Raw genomic sequence first — 14,976 nt, 5'->3', positions numbered from 1 at the left:
TTAAGCAAATTTTATCTGTTAAAGAATTTTACAGCTACCAATTCGCGGCGCTATTCCAGAACTTCCACCGCATCGTTTTCTGAAATAATCCCGGTGTTTTCCGGGATCCATAAGACCCCAAAGCTGACTCCTCTTTCAATACGACGATAACTCGCCAAAGTCTTAAGGGGGTCCGGCCCCCGCGACTCACCCGTGGTTTGATCGATGTTTATAATTACACAGCGAATGCTGGCTTTGGGTTGAGATAAAATCACAGATCCGATTTTAATTTTCTTCCACTGATCTTCTTCATATGCTTTTGCCCCATCAACGACAATATTAGGACGAAAACGATTCATCGGGACCGGCACAGAAAGTCGAGAATTTAAGTCTTCCAGACTTTTTTGGCTGGTTAAAAGCAAAGGCCGACCATCCGCAAAACGAACCTCGGGGCTCCAGTTCCCTTCATCATTGGATCGCACACGGCGCTGAGAATAAGGCGCATATCTTACAAGGCGACAAGAAGTTCCTAAATATTGGGCAATACCTTGAGAGTAAAGATCCGGCTCTAAGGCCGCTTCAAAGGAATCATTCCACACCTGCACGGTGGCTTTACGTTGAAAGTTGTTTTTGGTGGAAATCTTAAAGAACATTTTGCCCAAACCTACCGTTAAGGCCTCGGGCTCATAGAAAGTTTCAATGGTCGCCATCTTCGGAAAGCCTCTTTGAGAAAGAAAACTTCCCTTATCATCAATGAGCATCCACTGGCGATCCCCGACCGGGCCCTGCTCGGTCATCTCAAAGTTTTTTACTTTTTGGCCGCGCGCCGACTTGATCGGATAAATGTGAAGCTCTTGAACTTTCATAACGAAATGCTTTCTCGTTCCCGAGCCTAAATCAAGATCTTTCTTGATTTTGCTGCAGGCAGATTGAATACTAAATGCGCCTTTAAGGCTCATAGGCTTTTTTGTTGCCGAAACAAAAGTGATTAAGTTCAAAAAAAATATCTTAGTAGTCGAGTTTGTTAGACGAATGCCACTCGATGATACCCGTATAAAACCTAATTCTTCTCGGTGATGAGGTATTTGTCTCAGCTCTGAGAATTTTATTAATAAACTTCAGGATTTTTTCAAAACTAAATCTTGGTTTGTTCAAAAGGGTCGTCTATGAGCTTTGCAAATAACTTACGTCGTCTACTGACCGACCGAAAAATGAGCGTTGCCGCACTTTCGCAGCAATCAGGTGTGCCCATTAAGACTCTCTATCATTGGCTGTCGGGACAGCAGCCTCGCAAGATGGATCATCTGTTTAAGATCTGCGATCTTTTGGATGTATCGGTGGAAGAACTCTTCGGCAGACCTAAAAGAGCTTCGGCTCCGTCGTCGCTGCCTCAGTCTTCGCTTCAAGAAGAGCTCAATGCCGGACTCTATGAGATTGTGTTACGCCCGGCTTCGCCACGCGGGAAATAAAAAAAAGGGTCTCGCATGAGACCCTTTTTAGAACGTGCTGCTTCAGCTTGCGCGCCTGTCCGCGCTCCAGCTCTGCGGCCGCAGGCCACTACCAACCAAGAACGTATCCGAAGATCAATGGCGCACAGATGGTGGCGTCTGATTCGACGATGTAGCTTGGCGTTGTTGGAGCTAGCTTACCCCAAGTGATCTTTTCATTTGGAATAGCTCCAGAGTATGAACCGTAGGAAGTTGTAGAGTCAGAAATTTGCGCAAAGTAGCTCCATAAAGGAACATCTTCATGACCCAAGTCTTGTTCAAGCATTGGAACGACACAGATTGGGAAATCGCCAGCGATACCACCACCGATTTGGAAAAAGCCAACCGGGTTCTTTTTAGAAGCGCCCATATACCACTCGGCCCACGTTTTCATGTACTCAATACCACCTTTAACCGTGGTTGATTTTTTGATTTCCCCTTTAATGCAGTAACCAGCAAAGATATTACCCAAAGTGGAGTCTTCCCACCCCGGAACAACCATCGGAAGATTTTTTTCAGCCGCCGCTAACAACCAAGAATTTTTGGGATCGATCTGGTAGTGTTCTTTTAATTTTCCAGAAAGAAGAATTTTGTACATGAATTCATGCGGGAAGTAAGACTCACCTTTTTTGTCAGCATCTTGCCAGTACTCAAGAACGGCCCCTTCAATACGACGGATGGCTTCGTGCTCTGGAATGCAGGTGTCCGTCACGCGGTTTAAGTGCTTTTCCAAAAGTTTTTGTTCATCCGCCGGAGTCAAATCACGGTAGTTCGGGATGCGCTCGTAGTGATCGTGCGCCACTAAGTTAAATACATCTTCTTCAAGGTTCGCCCCTGTGCAAGAAATCGCGTGGACTTTACCCGCGCGAATCATTTCCGCCAAAGAAAGTCCCAATTCCGCCGTCGACATCGCACCTGCCAAAGTCACTAACATTTGTCCGTTGTTCGCGATGTGTTTTTTGTAACCAACAGCGGCGTCTTTAAGTGCTGCGGCGTTGAAATGACGATAATGATGATCGATGAACTGAGAAATAGGTCCCATGACAAATGCTCCTTGCTTTAAAGGCCAGGAAAGTAGCACTTCTAGCCAGAAACTCAAGGGAGTTTTTAAGCGATTTTAATGGTCCAAAGGTTTTTGACCCAGAACAGCCTTGGCGAAAAATCCCTGATCTTTCTTGATATGCGAAAAACCCCGGTAATGCATCAGACCTTCCATGGGGTTTTGCGTATAGTTCTTGTAAAAAGGCTCATGAAAATCGACTGGGAATTGCTCTAAGGCCCAATCCAGATCTTTAGCATCTTCTTTTTGCACAGAGTCGACAAATCCCATGTGGCCTCCGGCTTTAAGAACTCGAAAACTTTCCTCCACCACTTGGCGGCGGATCTCAAGGGGAAGCTCATGAAATAGGAAACAAGAATAGATGAAGTCAAACTTGCCTTCTTGAAATGGCAGGCTTTCCGCCGCACCTTGAACGAAATCCACGCGCTCAAACTCTTTCAAATTGTCTTGCGCCTTTTTTAGATACGGATAACTCAAATCCAAAACAGTGATCTTGGCCTTGGGGTAGGCAAGCTTCATAAAGCGCGTGAGTCTTCCCGTGCCAGCTGCGACCTCTAAGAAGTGCAAGCCCTCACCATCACCCGGGTAAGCTTCTTTGGCTAACGGAATGATCAAGCGGCGCATGGCATCCGCTGAGCCCGAAAATAAGATTTCCACTTGATGCTCGTAAAGTTCTGCCGAATCTTTCGTCAGATACCCACCCGTTTGAAAATGGAAATTGCGCTGATAGTATTCGGGCAGTTCTTTTAAGAACTCCTGCGCTTCTGGATCAAAATCATTCTGATTGCGCTGTTCACGACGTTTTGAAATCTGATAACCATCAACCAAAAGGCGCGGATAACGCATAAAATGACGAACCGCTTTTTCCGGCTTTAAAACATCCAAGGGATAAAGCCCGCGTGCGATATTTTCACTGTCTTTTTTTAATAACTGAAAAAGTTCAGAATAAAGGCGCTTAATGTGTTGAGCTTCTAAGGATTTGCGCGGTCCGGTTTTTCCCGTCGCTAAGAACTCAAAAAAAGGCAAGGAGAACTGCTGAGCCGCGAAGTGAGCCGAGCGCATGAGCGAGTAACCTAATGTGATCTTATCTTTATAAGGAATTTTCAATTTCATAAAAACACCTCTTTCCTCGCAAGCCCTTGCCGGGCCTAATAAAGCTTAGCCTTAGTGGGCAAAGCTCTCAAGTCAGAGATGCTATTTTAGACAGCGGCGTCAGTGGATTCTTTGGCTTTGCGTTTACTTTCTTTGTACCAATGCACAAACGTCAATCCCAGAAGTGTGAAACCCGCTAAGATAATTAAACCAACAAGGGTAAACCAAGCAGCCACGATCATTATTGCACCTCTGGAGTGAGTTGGTTTTGAGTTTTCACAGAGGCATAAATTTGATTAACTACATAAGAGGCCATGAACAAACCAAACGAGCCCGTCACAAAGCTTGCGGTTCCGTGAATGACGTTGCGGTTATCACAACCATGCAACGCACTTTTCTGAGGGCATACGCACTTAAAACCATTGCCGTTATCGTACTTAAGCTCTTCTGGCAAGCGAGGTGTTTCATCGGAAAAAACGCAAGGGATGCCAAAATTTTTGTTATCAGTAAACCCATGCTTTTGGCGCAAAATCTTACGCACCGAAGCCGCCATCGGATCTCCAAAAGTTTTTCCTAAATCCGTAATTTTGATTCTTGTTGGATCCATCTTGGCCGCAGATCCACCCGAAGTAATCACTTTGATACCCTTAGCGCGGCAAGTAGCTAGCAAGTGGCATTTCGCCGTCATATTATCAATCGCATCCACGATAAAATCTGGATTATGCGATAACATCATTTCGGAATTTTCTTCGTTATAAAATTCAGGGATCACTTGAATGGTGGCTTGCGGGTTGATTTTGCGCAAACGTTCGCCCATCACTTCGGCTTTTTTCTTACCGACCAAACCTTGTAAAGCATGCAACTGACGATTGGCATTGGTGATACAAACTTCGTCAAAATCAATCACGGTGATTTTACCCACACCTGAACGCGCCAAAGATTCTGCGGCCCAAGACCCCACACCCCCAAGACCGATCACCATCACGTGCGAATTAAAAAGCTTGCTCATCACCGAGTCGCCGACCAAACGCCCCATGCGATCAAAACGGCGATGCAAAACGTATTGTGTTTCTGGCGGTTGAACCGGTTCCGTTGCGCTCAGAGAAGCAGAAGTTGCATTATTGGAGATGTTTTCGGTAGCAGGTGTTTCCATCAAGGTCCTCGGAATTACAGCTTAAAAAGTCTGCGAAAGTTCGCTGTAGTGATATCTAATATTTCTGTAGGATCAAGTGATTTCAGCTCGCCTATAGTTCTTGCCACCTCCCAAATGCTTTCAGGAGGATTCAGTTGCCCTTTATACATAGGCCCCCCTTGATCCGGGCTGTCACTTTCAATTAAAAGCCATTCTAACGGCAACTCTTTGACGGCTTGATGCAACTTTTGGTTCTCTGGACGGCATACGGGTCCCCCCACCGAAAGAAACAATCCCCGCTTGATAAAATCCTGAGCCTTCCCCCAACTGCCATTAAAAGAATGAACCAGGCCTCGTTGGGTCGGTAACCCCCAGATATCCATGATTTTAAGACTTTGTTGATGAGCCTGCACCAAATGCAAAACCATGGGTTTACCCGAAATCCCGGCAAGCTCTAACTGTTGCTCAAACACGGAAATCTGACGTTCTTGAGAGTCTTTCATAATATGGGGGCGAAAATCCAAACCCATTTCCCCAAGCCCCATGGCTTCCGGAAGGGCCCCCGCCAACATATCCAGCGCCTCTTCGCATTGGTCTTCGTCATGATCAATGACCCAGTAAGGATGAAGTCCAAAACACAGGCCGATGTTATCAGAATGCTCTCGCCACAAGGCGCGTTGACGATCCCAATCTTCGGGTCCCACGCCCCCTTGCATAAAAAAATGAATACCTTTGGCGCGAGCCTCGGCAATGATTCGTTCTTGCTGGCCGTCCCAACGAGTGTCTGCTAAATGTCCATGGGCATCCACCCACATTCCAAATCCCACCATAAGTGAGAAGAATATCTCAAAGACCTTAGAGAGCAATTTAAAAGTGCCCGCGCATCGGACGGCCATCGCCTCTGTACGCAATTTAATCATTTTGAACCCTCGCGCCATTTATGCAGACAGAGGTCTGCATGAGCATAAATAACATACAAGCTACACAGTTTTTCGATGAATTACGTGCGCATATGGCTAAACAGACAAAATCTAATATTCCGATCGAATTGATTTTTGCCATTGGCGACCCCAAGACTAATAACAACATCCCGTACATCGGAGTTTTTGATACGAACAATCCCAAAGCGAAACCTTTGATTCTGCTGACTAACCGACTCGGAACAGGCAGACGATGGACCAACGAAATCTCACCACTGAGTAAAGCTCATCCCGTTATTAATTTTGCACTTATCGCCTTTGAAAATAAAAAGGAGGAGTGGCGCATTCAAAACTTCGATTTCGATCTTAAAGATTCGGCAGACTTTCTCTTGCAATTTATGAGACAAGTCTCTTCTTATCTTTACTCTGATCAATAAAAAGGTGGATCATCTCTGCGTTAAAAGACTTTGCGGTGTCTAAGCTTGCATCAGTGGTTTTAGCTTCTTTTTCGTGCATACTAAACTCAACTACCGAAAAAGCCGTGAGGGTGTAATCGAGAACAAGACCAAAGCCATTCGTTTCCACAGACAGCGTCTTTGATTTTATATCAGCTTCTCGGATGACTACAACGTCCAGGTCATTAAGTCTTGAGTTAATATACCTATCAAGCGATCTAGAGTCTTCACACCGAACAACAGGGCCAAGTTTATCACCAACTATTTCTATGTAGCCATAAGGAGTACTATCAATAAATTCCTTATTACCCTTAAGCATGTCGATCAATTGCGCTACAGTCATATTCTCCACCCTCACCCCTATTTATCGGCGACTCTCTCAGTTCCAAACACCGATCTTGGTCTTGATTTGATTGATACTCCTCGTTGTAGCTAGCTCGATTCTGTTTCAGGACTTTACGGATAGAAAACAAAAACCGATCAGAACTCGTCAAGGAGTGTGTATGAAGCACAAAAGCTTACGTTTGGGTTACGATGTGACTATGGAAAAGGGCACAACTTGGAAGCCTTTGAAAGTTCAGTTTTGGACTCAAGAAGAGAGTTACAAAAAATTTCAAGCTTCTGAGCCATTTAAGTACATGGCCGATGCATTGACGGCTCTGTCAATGATCAAGCTGAATCATTTCATCAAAAGCCCAGTGGCCACTCCTCATATGGATTATAACTTTGCGACGGAAGCGTGGAAGGCCTTAGAACCCCATTGCGAGCTTTACGAGCGCTCTCACCAACGCACGCGTGCTTTGCAAACGCAGTTGGCCGTTGTGAATCCGGAAATCTGCAAAGAGTTTGAAAATCATTTCAACGAACAATTTGAAACCGTATTGAAACCTTGGGGTTTAGACCTGACGGCTATTGGCCCCTTACTAGACACTTTTGCGTGGTTTGAAGGTAAAATCGGTGGTCCATTGCTTTACAATTTCGGCTTAAATTTTTCTAAACCATTCATGGATAAGCTGCACACGCTTTATTCTTTTCTTTATCACTTGCGCAGTCTGGTGGCGGTTGATCACAACGCCCACGTCGAAGATCATTCGCACGAAGGTCTGCGTATTGATGCGATCACGGACTATTTGCCCCGCGCGGAGTACGTGGTGAATGATGCTTTACTTTACTGGAATTTCAAAAAGTTCTCGCAACCTTTTTCGGGTCCTAAAACGCCCGAAGGGCGTGTGGAAAAACTTTTCGTGGGTCCTATGGAAAAAGCTTTCCATAAGTATTCTCACCACGCTTGTCACTTGGTAGACAACTTACCACCCAGCTTTATTGCTTCATTAAATCCGATTGAGCTTGAAGAGGCCTTTTACCTAGTTCAAATGGACTGGTTGTTGGGTTCCCCTGCCGGCTTGCTATTTAAGATCCGCGAAGAAATTTTTGGCTTGCAAAACGGTTACGAAAAAATCTTCTGGAAAGACGTCGAACCCCAATACCACGGTAAACAAGTGGCTTTGCATTTATGCTGTGAACTGACGGAAGAAAATATATTCGGTAAAAAAAGCGCTTAAAGCGCTTTTTTTACTTACACACCTTGAGATCTCTGCGCCCGACGTTGCAACCAGCGTTGGCGCAACTTCTTAATCACGAAGTAAATAATCAATAGACCGATGACCGAAAACAAAACGATCTTAAACTGACGCAGTTTCGTCAAGATAGGTTCGCCATAATGGGCCAGCAAATAGATCTGCGTCGGCACACTGATTAATGCCGCAATACCATCAATCAATAAGAACTTCCACGCGGGGTACTGAAGCATGCCGCAAGCCAAGTGGCCTGGGAAGCGCAAGCCTGGAGTAAAACGGAAGATACCGCACGCGTAAGCGCCGTATTTATGAGTCCACTCTTCCACCCGTCTCATCATATCTTCGGGGAAGAAACGACGAACACGCGGATGATAAAGAAGCTTCCTGCCAAAGACGCGACCGATGACATAGATCAGGAAGTCGGCCCCCACCACGGCGGTAAAGGCAATGATTGAAGCCGTATGAACACTGACAACAGGGGCCCCCGGATACGGGGGTGGGAAGTGTTGGGGATGAGCCCCCATGAAAGCCAAGATACCGACCGAAATAAGTGTGAGCTCTTCAGGAATCGGAAAACCCACCGCCGAGAGCATCATCATGCCCACCAACGCCGCGTACACCGTCATCGGCTGATAAGCAAATTGTGACATCCACTGAAAAATGGGCTCGTTAGCAAATTCCAATACTGAATTCTCCCAGAAGGTTTACTATGCGGGAAAGGACCCCACTTGAACACCCTTACCACACCGTGCTATGTGTAGTTTTATAACCATCAAGGATAGTATGCAGAGTGCCAGAGGATTTGAATACGGAGTTCGTCATATAATCAGCCCTCGGTCGGGACCGATTATTGATGTTTTAGTAGGCATTTTGGAAATGTCAGCGAGCGAAGTTTTATTTTTGCTAGACCTGGGCTCTATTTATTTGAACCACGAACGACTTAATAAGAATTCCTCGGTTTCTGAAGGCGACTATGTGCGCGTGCACACGAAGCCGCGACGTTTTGTCGCCAACGACGGAAGATGGCGCGAACGCATGTTGTTCATCAATGAGCACTTTGTGGTGGTCAATAAGATTTCAAGCCTGCCCGTTCATGCCAGCGTCGACAACATTCAAGAAAACTTGCAAAGTTATTTAGCTAACGAATTAGGCGGCGAAGTTTTCGTGACTCATCGCCTGGATGTGCCCACACGTGGACTCATCGTGTATGCACGCACTCAAGAATTTCAATCAGCCTTTAATAAGCTTTTGATTTCACGCGAGATGAAAAAGGTGTATCGCGCGCGCGTGGAAGGCGTGGGCCTTCAACCCGGCCTGCTTCGTCATTATATGGAGCCCTCACCCCGCGCGCCTAAAAAAGTACAGCGCCATTTTCAAGAAGGCTTCCAAGAATGTCTTTTAGAAATTCTTGATGTCAAAGAAGTCTCTGTGGGCGTAAGCGAACTGCGCATTCAACTGCTGACCGGAAGAACGCATCAGATTCGCGCGCAGTTATCTTGCGAAGGCTTCCCGATCTTAAATGATCACGCTTACGGCGCAAAAAAGCTCAATGACTTAGAGGCCATTGAGCTGGAAGCATGTGAATTAGAATTTACAGATCCTTTGAGCGGCGAAAACTTCGCCTTTAAGATCTAAAGAATCGCGATATTCGTTAGAAGAAGATAGTCCGTGTTTTCGGGAAGGCCGTATTTCGCGCTATCACCACGGATCGTTCCGATTTCAGTTTGGTTTTCAACCACCAACGTAAACATCAGACCCCGTTGCACACGAATCCAAGCGGCAGCACCGTACACGAATTGAGTGTAGTGACGGCCATCCAGATTTTGCGCCGCGGAGGAGTTTTCCCAACGCTCGTTAAATCCCGTTTTAAGCTGAAGGCTGACCATGCTGTGCACGTCCCACTGAAGCTGACCATAATGTTCAAGCTCGGCAATCGCCGTGCGGCTTGCTCGCCCGGTGTTGGAATTGATGTACGAAGTTTGCGTCTGCAAATAGATTTCTGGTTTGGCGATGTACGCAATCGACCAATTACGGCTGATTGTGTAATCAGCATAACCTTCAAACTTCAGATAGCCGATTGATTTCTTATCCAACGTCGATTTTGAAGTCGGCAAATAGAATTTCACTTTACCAGAAAGATCGACGTCGCCGATATATCCCCAGTCATAGTTTGAATAAACAAAATGCACATCTTGCATTTGGAATTCTTCAGACTTGTTTTCACCACGTTCGTTGTAACCGGGGCTGGTATAACCAAATGGCACGCGCAGTGAATAACGTTGCGTTGAATCCACTTTGTAGTTGGTTGAAAGATAGTTGTAAGCAAAAATAGAACGGTCTTTTTGGTCTGGCTTGCCTTCTTCCATGTTCGGACGAGAAGCCAAAGAGAAGAAACTTAAAGACCAGTCTTTGAATTTTCCCGAAGTGCTGGAAACAACGGCATCGTCTCCATCTAAAACCGCAGCGTGTGTCGCAGGGGCTACAAACATCGCAGTCAGAGCGAGTGCCAAAATTCGTTTGCTCATGAAATCTCCTCGAGAAAAGGTTCTGAAGGTTATGCCATAATGCGGCGTGCTACGCAATAGCCAATCTTTTGGCAGCGCCCCTTGAACCAAATCTTAAAACTCTTTGAGCTTGAGAAGAACCGTCAAACACTCTATGGTGACGCCATGAAAAATTTACGACTTATTTCACAGTTATCTTTAGCAGTTTTACTCGCGTTTTCCCTCGGTTGTGCCGTCAGTTTCAACAGGCCCACGTGGCAGCTACCACCGAAGGCAGATGACGAAATCAGTGTGATGAGTTTTAACGTAGAAAACCTTTTTGACACCGTAAAAACCCCGGGCCACAACGACGAAACTTATCTGCCCTTGTCGTTAAAAAAGCGTGATGCCTCTTTACGCAAGGCCTGTGAAGACAATAACGACAGCACCTACCGTCGCAACGAGTGCCTAGGCACCGATTGGACTCAAGACGCTTTAGATGCCAAATTAGAAAATATCGGCAAAGTCGTTTTAGGGGTTGATGGCAATGGCCCTGACAATCTGATGCTGATTGAGATCGAAAGCGATGTGGTTTTAGCTCAGCTCAATAAGGTGCTAGAAAAAGCCAACTATAAGACTCAAGTCATTATCGATGGCCCGGATAAACGTGGCATTAACTTGGCCTTTCTGTCTCGACTGCCCTTGCTGGGAAAGCCCGTCCTGCACCCCATCCCTTGGAAGCCGGAAAATGACAAGGACAAAGAGTGGATGGAGAAATCTCGTCGTATTCTGGAAGTCACCGTAAAAGCCCCTAATGGCGATCCTATCACATTTTTAGTCGGTCACTTTCCTTCCCAATCAAACCCAAGCTATTGGCGAGAACAGATTGCGGCTTATGCGGCAGAGCTTATTAAAGCCAAAGGCCCTGATGCCATGGTGGTTTTAGGCGGAGACCTGAACGTCACACATGAAGAAGAAGAGAGCAAAAAGATCCTGACGAATACCTTGGGTCATGTGGGGGCGATCTCTCACTTCGTCGGTTGCAAGTCCTGCGATGGCACTCATAATTACCGCAAATCTTGGTCTTTCTTAGACGTGCAAGTCTTCAGCAAAGGCCTTCTGGCTGACGGCAAAGGCAGTTATAAGCTGCTTCCCGAAACTATCGATGTGATTCGTTATAACGATGTTCACCTTTCAAAAGGTAAATATCCGAAGCGCTGGGACAGCGAAACGCAAACCGGGGTTTCGGATCACTTCCCGTTATATTCTCGATTGAAGCAACGAAGCCCGGCAAAGACCCCGGTGAAAGAAGAAGCCGCCCCTGCTGCAAAAAAAGCGACACCGCCGAAAGCCAAAACTCCTAAGAAGAAGTCATCTGGTTCTTAAAATAAAAAAAGCCGTGGGTTCCACGGCTTTTTTTATTTCTCATTTATTTTTTCTAAACTTAGTAAACTTGCAAACGGCTTAGATCCACCACCGGACGTTGACCGCATTCAGCCAAAGTTTTATTCCAGTCTTTACCTTGGATCGACACGCTGTCATCGCTAAATAGCATGACAGTCGCTGGTTTTTTCGGGTCAGAAACAAAGCTTGCAGATCCATTCAATCGGTTGCAGTTCGTATCTAAGATGACCGTTTGATTGGCACCATCCATTTTAACAAACCAAGGGGCCTTGGTGTTGTCGTTTTGATTCGGATAATCAAGAGTGATTGCCGAGCTTAAGATTTTAACCGTGTTCGTGCTTAAAGAAGCGCGATCAACCACCAAGTTCATTTGCATTTTAATATTTTGTTCAGAGCGTTTTTCAGCCGCAGACTTACTGCCGATGATCTTACCTTCCGTCACGAAACGGACAGTGAGTTGGTCCGGTGAGCTGCCCACCGCGACGATGACATTGTAAACAGTCTCTTGCAAGTTGACGTAGTACTTATCCTTACCAACGGCATCCGCATTTGATCGCATTACGCAGGGAAAGATTTTTCCTTTGTTCTCACAAATTTTGTCCGCCTCTGCCGATAAACCCTCTAACTGTCCACCCTGAAATGAGAGGCCCACAGCGATTTTTTTTGAAACTCCCGATTTAACAGAACCTTCAGCACCCTCATAGACAAAGTCTTTAACTTCGGTGCTCACCCCATAGGTATGAACAGCGCCGTCGGCATTCAGTTTTTCAACGCGGAAGTTATTGTTACCAGCATCCAGAGTTTCGCTCGCAACTTTGATAAATTGAATCACTTCGATTTGTCTTTCACCTAAGAAAGCCGCCAGCGAAAACGAGCTTTTTAAGTTGAAAGACGTGGCCGCGCCATTATTACCACCATTGCGGCTGTTGGTACGAAGACCACCGCCGGAAGTATCCAGCTTCACGTCGCGAGTACAAGCCGTGGTTAAAAGTGCCGAGGAAAGAAAAAGAGCGGTCAGAAGACTTTGTGTTTTCATGGGTCCGCAATCTAGCCGGAAAGGACGGAAACTTCCACTAGGATTCCCGCTGACTGACATTTCCTGACGTAATCCTGAAAATTTACACGGATGTTAAAACAGTAAACAGGCAGCGTAAGCCCCCGTTATTGATTTTAATCTCTTTAGATTTCTTATAACCCGCTGGAATCACTGAAAGAGGCTCGCGTTCCGGATACAAGAAGCCGATTTGCTGAGGTTTGTAAAGAGAACACAGTTCTTTTGCTAAGCCCTTAAAACCCTCTGTCAAAGCTTGAGGCAGACGCTCCCCGTAAGGCGGATTCAAGATCATCCACAAGGGACCTGAGAATGCCTCGGTGTTCTTTAAAGCGTCTTGGGTTTTCACCGCAAAGTCGGCCTTCACCAACGACTCTCGCGTGTGTTTGGCAATTTGACTTTCTGCTTCGGCAAAGTTTGTTCGCGCGACGGCGAGCATTTCGGGGTTCAAATCAAAGCCGCGCAGCTTTCCAAACAAAGGTGTGGTGGGCATGCGATAATTTAAAGAAAAACTTTCGGATTGAAAAAGCTTCGGCGTCTTTTTCCATTTTTGAAAAGCAAAAGGACGCGAAAACTGCCCCGTCCAGAGGGTGCGCGCTTCGGACAATAAAGTCCCAGAGCCACACATGGGATCTAGCAACGTCACCCGCGCCAGCTCTGAAGGTGTTGTGGTTTCGCCAATAAATTCTTTTAGCATAAAGCTCGCGATGGTTTCACGTAAAGGGGCTTCGCCTTTTAATGTGGACCATCCGCGCTTGTGTAAGTGCTCGCCCGTAGAATCCAAACTGATGGTGCAATAATCTTCTTCCATGCGAATGTAAATCGTCGCACAGGGTTCGGTCCCCGCGGGGACCGAGGCGAAGAGTTCTTTAAGGGCGGACCCGGCACTGTCTTCTAAACGTTTTTCATTGTTCACGCGGCTTTTTTGCGCGGCCACTTCGAATTCCACATTGCCGTGATGAAGATAATCTCTCCACGGCAGGGATTTAAATTTTTGATAGAATTTTGGCAGATCGCGGGTTTTAAAATTTGCCATCCGTAAAAGCACACGATGGGCGGTTTTTAGAAAGAAATTAAGCTGCAGCCCTGCAAAGATATCGGTTTCAAATTCTAGGCCCCCTGGCACAATCACAACTTCCGGAAATGGCAAGGTGTGGGTTTGCGAATCCTTGCCTAATAAATAAGGCCAGATCTCTTTCATTTCTTGAAGAGCGGTTTTTTCAAATCCCATCGCGGTGGAAACAAAGAAGGCGTTCAACTAAAATCTCCAGTACGCATCAAAAGAAACGAAGTAACCATTCGCATTGTCACCGCTAGGAAAAAGAGTGAATTCCGTAATATCTGTCGAGGTCAAAGATGCACCTAAGTGGAAACGGTCCCAAATTTTCAAGTACGTCAAGTAGCCACCGACCGTCTTGCTTTCAAAGTTATAACTGGGCCCCAATAAAACGCGATCCCAGTTGCTTAAGATGAGCTCATACCCACTTTGCAAACTGCTCGTACCCAAAGACTTGATCACCGTGGCATTTTCGGCATTATCAAAACTGTAAAGCGCGATACTGACAAAAGTATGTGAGATCGTACTTTCAGAAGAAATCGAGTCCCAATAGATATTCAAATTCAAAGAAGACGAAGTTTGATTTGGGATTTTCGCGTAAGACAGACCGGAAGAAACAACATTCGAAACCGAATCGTAAAGTTTGGCCTTAAAAGAAGCATTCGGAGCCCCCGCAAAAAAAGCGGGGACGATTGTTGAAGCCGTAAACCAGGATTTCACGCCGTAATTAACCTGACCAAACCACGTCAGCATGTATTCGTCTTTCCACAAAGTCTGAGCCGTGTCACCGGCCGTGATCCCTTGAGTGAAAAGGGGGCGGTATTTTGCGGAAATCTTTTTGCCTTCTTCTTTAATGATTAAATCCGTGGTGCCTTTGTAGCGTTCATTATCGCTGCTTAAATCCAAATGGGTCATTTGATCGCCCACCTGAATAAAGCTGGTGCGAGACTGGCGCAAAAGCTCGCACATGATTTCGAACGTGCCATCTTGCTTGTTTTCAATCCCCGTCACTTCAACAAAGCCCACAATCCCCACACCCGGGGTTTGAGATTCTAAAACAATGACCTCGCCGATATGCCAATCGCTGAAATTCGAAACCGCTTTTAAAGTTTTATTATCAATAAGCTGGATGACTCGGGCGGAAGCACGAGGATTCTGCTGAGAAACGCCATCATTAGCCGGCCCCCGCAAAATGATAGGCGCTTCATCATCAATATTAGCTTGAGCCGATAAAGAAAATAAAATGAAACCTATAAGAACCCATAAACGCGTCATGGGT

Annotated in this window: 17 protein-coding genes; 5 read left to right on the top strand and 12 right to left on the bottom strand. The window is 46.0% G+C overall.

Features of this window, described 5'->3' with window-relative positions; translation table 11 throughout:
* Nucleotides 1-50: 50 nt before the first annotated feature.
* Nucleotides 51-938, bottom strand: coding sequence for an MOSC domain-containing protein (locus tag AZI86_RS15665; RefSeq protein ID WP_253715985.1), 888 nt, complete (start codon nt 936-938; stop codon nt 51-53).
* A 207-nt stretch (nt 939-1,145) separates the two neighbouring features.
* On the opposite strand from AZI86_RS15665, the gene AZI86_RS15660 reads away from it, so the two are divergent.
* Complete coding sequence (locus tag AZI86_RS15660) at nt 1,146-1,448, top strand: helix-turn-helix domain-containing protein (protein WP_061836220.1); 303 nt, start codon at nt 1,146-1,148, stop codon at nt 1,446-1,448.
* Nucleotides 1,449-1,536: 88 nt separating this feature from the next.
* Here the strand turns inward: AZI86_RS15660 and AZI86_RS15655 are convergent, their stop codons facing one another.
* The 5 genes from AZI86_RS15655 to AZI86_RS15640 all read right to left on the bottom strand — a co-directional run bounded on the left by AZI86_RS15655 (nt 1,537) and on the right by AZI86_RS15640 (nt 5,670).
* On the bottom strand, nt 1,537-2,508 hold the full coding sequence (locus AZI86_RS15655) for a deoxyhypusine synthase family protein (protein ID WP_061836219.1): 972 nt from the start codon (nt 2,506-2,508) through the stop codon (nt 1,537-1,539).
* A gap of 75 nt (nt 2,509-2,583) precedes the next feature.
* Complete coding sequence (locus AZI86_RS15650; RefSeq protein ID WP_061836218.1) at nt 2,584-3,639, bottom strand: class I SAM-dependent methyltransferase; 1,056 nt, start codon at nt 3,637-3,639, stop codon at nt 2,584-2,586.
* An 86-nt stretch (nt 3,640-3,725) separates the two neighbouring features.
* A complete protein-coding gene (locus tag AZI86_RS19465) occupies nt 3,726-3,860 on the bottom strand; it encodes a hypothetical protein (protein WP_301335750.1) in 135 nt (44 codons plus the stop codon).
* Complete coding sequence (locus AZI86_RS15645; RefSeq protein ID WP_061836217.1) at nt 3,860-4,771, bottom strand: tRNA threonylcarbamoyladenosine dehydratase; 912 nt, start codon at nt 4,769-4,771, stop codon at nt 3,860-3,862. The genes AZI86_RS19465 and AZI86_RS15645 overlap by 1 nt, the downstream gene beginning before the upstream one ends.
* 14 nt (nt 4,772-4,785) lie before the next feature.
* Nucleotides 4,786-5,670, bottom strand: coding sequence for a TatD family hydrolase (locus AZI86_RS15640; RefSeq protein WP_253715984.1), 885 nt, complete (start codon nt 5,668-5,670; stop codon nt 4,786-4,788).
* Nucleotides 5,671-5,708: 38 nt separating this feature from the next.
* Between AZI86_RS15640 and AZI86_RS15635 the strand changes: the two genes are divergently transcribed.
* The gene (locus tag AZI86_RS15635; RefSeq protein WP_061836216.1) at nt 5,709-6,107 is read left to right on the top strand and encodes a hypothetical protein; all 399 of its coding nucleotides are present in this window, start codon (nt 5,709-5,711) and stop codon (nt 6,105-6,107) included.
* On the opposite strand, the gene AZI86_RS15630 is transcribed toward AZI86_RS15635, so the two are convergent.
* On the bottom strand, nt 6,067-6,468 hold the full coding sequence (locus AZI86_RS15630; RefSeq protein WP_157684730.1) for a hypothetical protein: 402 nt from the start codon (nt 6,466-6,468) through the stop codon (nt 6,067-6,069). The genes AZI86_RS15635 and AZI86_RS15630 overlap by 41 nt on opposite strands.
* Before the next feature lie 160 nt (nt 6,469-6,628).
* Between AZI86_RS15630 and AZI86_RS15625 the strand changes: the two genes are divergently transcribed.
* Nucleotides 6,629-7,687 carry a hypothetical protein gene (locus AZI86_RS15625; protein WP_061836214.1) on the top strand — a complete coding sequence of 353 codons (1,059 nt, stop codon included), beginning with the start codon at nt 6,629-6,631 and terminating at the stop codon, nt 7,685-7,687.
* 14 nt (nt 7,688-7,701) lie between these two features.
* Here AZI86_RS15625 and AZI86_RS15620 read toward each other — a convergent pair whose 3' ends face one another.
* Nucleotides 7,702-8,385: a DedA family protein gene (locus AZI86_RS15620; protein ID WP_253715983.1), complete on the bottom strand. Its 684-nt coding sequence runs from the start codon at nt 8,383-8,385 to the stop codon at nt 7,702-7,704.
* Between the two features lie 100 nt (nt 8,386-8,485).
* Between AZI86_RS15620 and AZI86_RS15615 the strand changes: the two genes are divergently transcribed.
* On the top strand, nt 8,486-9,337 hold the full coding sequence (locus AZI86_RS15615; RefSeq protein WP_061836213.1) for an RluA family pseudouridine synthase: 852 nt from the start codon (nt 8,486-8,488) through the stop codon (nt 9,335-9,337).
* On the opposite strand, the gene AZI86_RS15610 is transcribed toward AZI86_RS15615, so the two are convergent.
* Nucleotides 9,334-10,227, bottom strand: a complete 894-nt coding sequence (locus AZI86_RS15610; protein ID WP_061836212.1) for a hypothetical protein — start codon at nt 10,225-10,227, stop codon at nt 9,334-9,336. The two genes, AZI86_RS15615 and AZI86_RS15610, sit on opposite strands and share 4 nt — an antisense overlap.
* A gap of 144 nt (nt 10,228-10,371) precedes the next feature.
* Between AZI86_RS15610 and AZI86_RS15605 the strand changes: the two genes are divergently transcribed.
* Nucleotides 10,372-11,571 (top strand): endonuclease/exonuclease/phosphatase family protein, encoded by a 1,200-nt coding sequence (locus AZI86_RS15605; RefSeq protein ID WP_216635922.1) that lies wholly within the window; start codon nt 10,372-10,374, stop codon nt 11,569-11,571.
* A gap of 58 nt (nt 11,572-11,629) precedes the next feature.
* On the opposite strand, the gene AZI86_RS15600 is transcribed toward AZI86_RS15605, so the two are convergent.
* The 3 genes from AZI86_RS15600 to AZI86_RS15590 all read right to left on the bottom strand — a co-directional run bounded on the left by AZI86_RS15600 (nt 11,630) and on the right by AZI86_RS15590 (nt 14,972).
* Nucleotides 11,630-12,625: a hypothetical protein gene (locus tag AZI86_RS15600; RefSeq protein ID WP_061836211.1), complete on the bottom strand. Its 996-nt coding sequence runs from the start codon at nt 12,623-12,625 to the stop codon at nt 11,630-11,632.
* An 82-nt stretch (nt 12,626-12,707) separates the two neighbouring features.
* A complete protein-coding gene (locus tag AZI86_RS15595) occupies nt 12,708-13,898 on the bottom strand; it encodes a THUMP domain-containing class I SAM-dependent RNA methyltransferase (RefSeq protein ID WP_253715982.1) in 1,191 nt (396 codons plus the stop codon).
* Entirely contained in the window at nt 13,899-14,972 is a 1,074-nt protein-coding gene (locus tag AZI86_RS15590) for a hypothetical protein (protein WP_061836210.1), read from the bottom strand.
* Between the last annotated feature and the right edge of the window lie 4 nt (nt 14,973-14,976).

It is taken from the genome of Bdellovibrio bacteriovorus, from assembly GCF_001592735.1.
Lineage (GTDB): Bacteria > Bdellovibrionota > Bdellovibrionia > Bdellovibrionales > Bdellovibrionaceae > Bdellovibrio > Bdellovibrio bacteriovorus_D.
The sequence above is the reverse complement of the archived record's forward strand: the minus strand, read 5'-3'. Positions and strand labels throughout refer to the sequence as shown.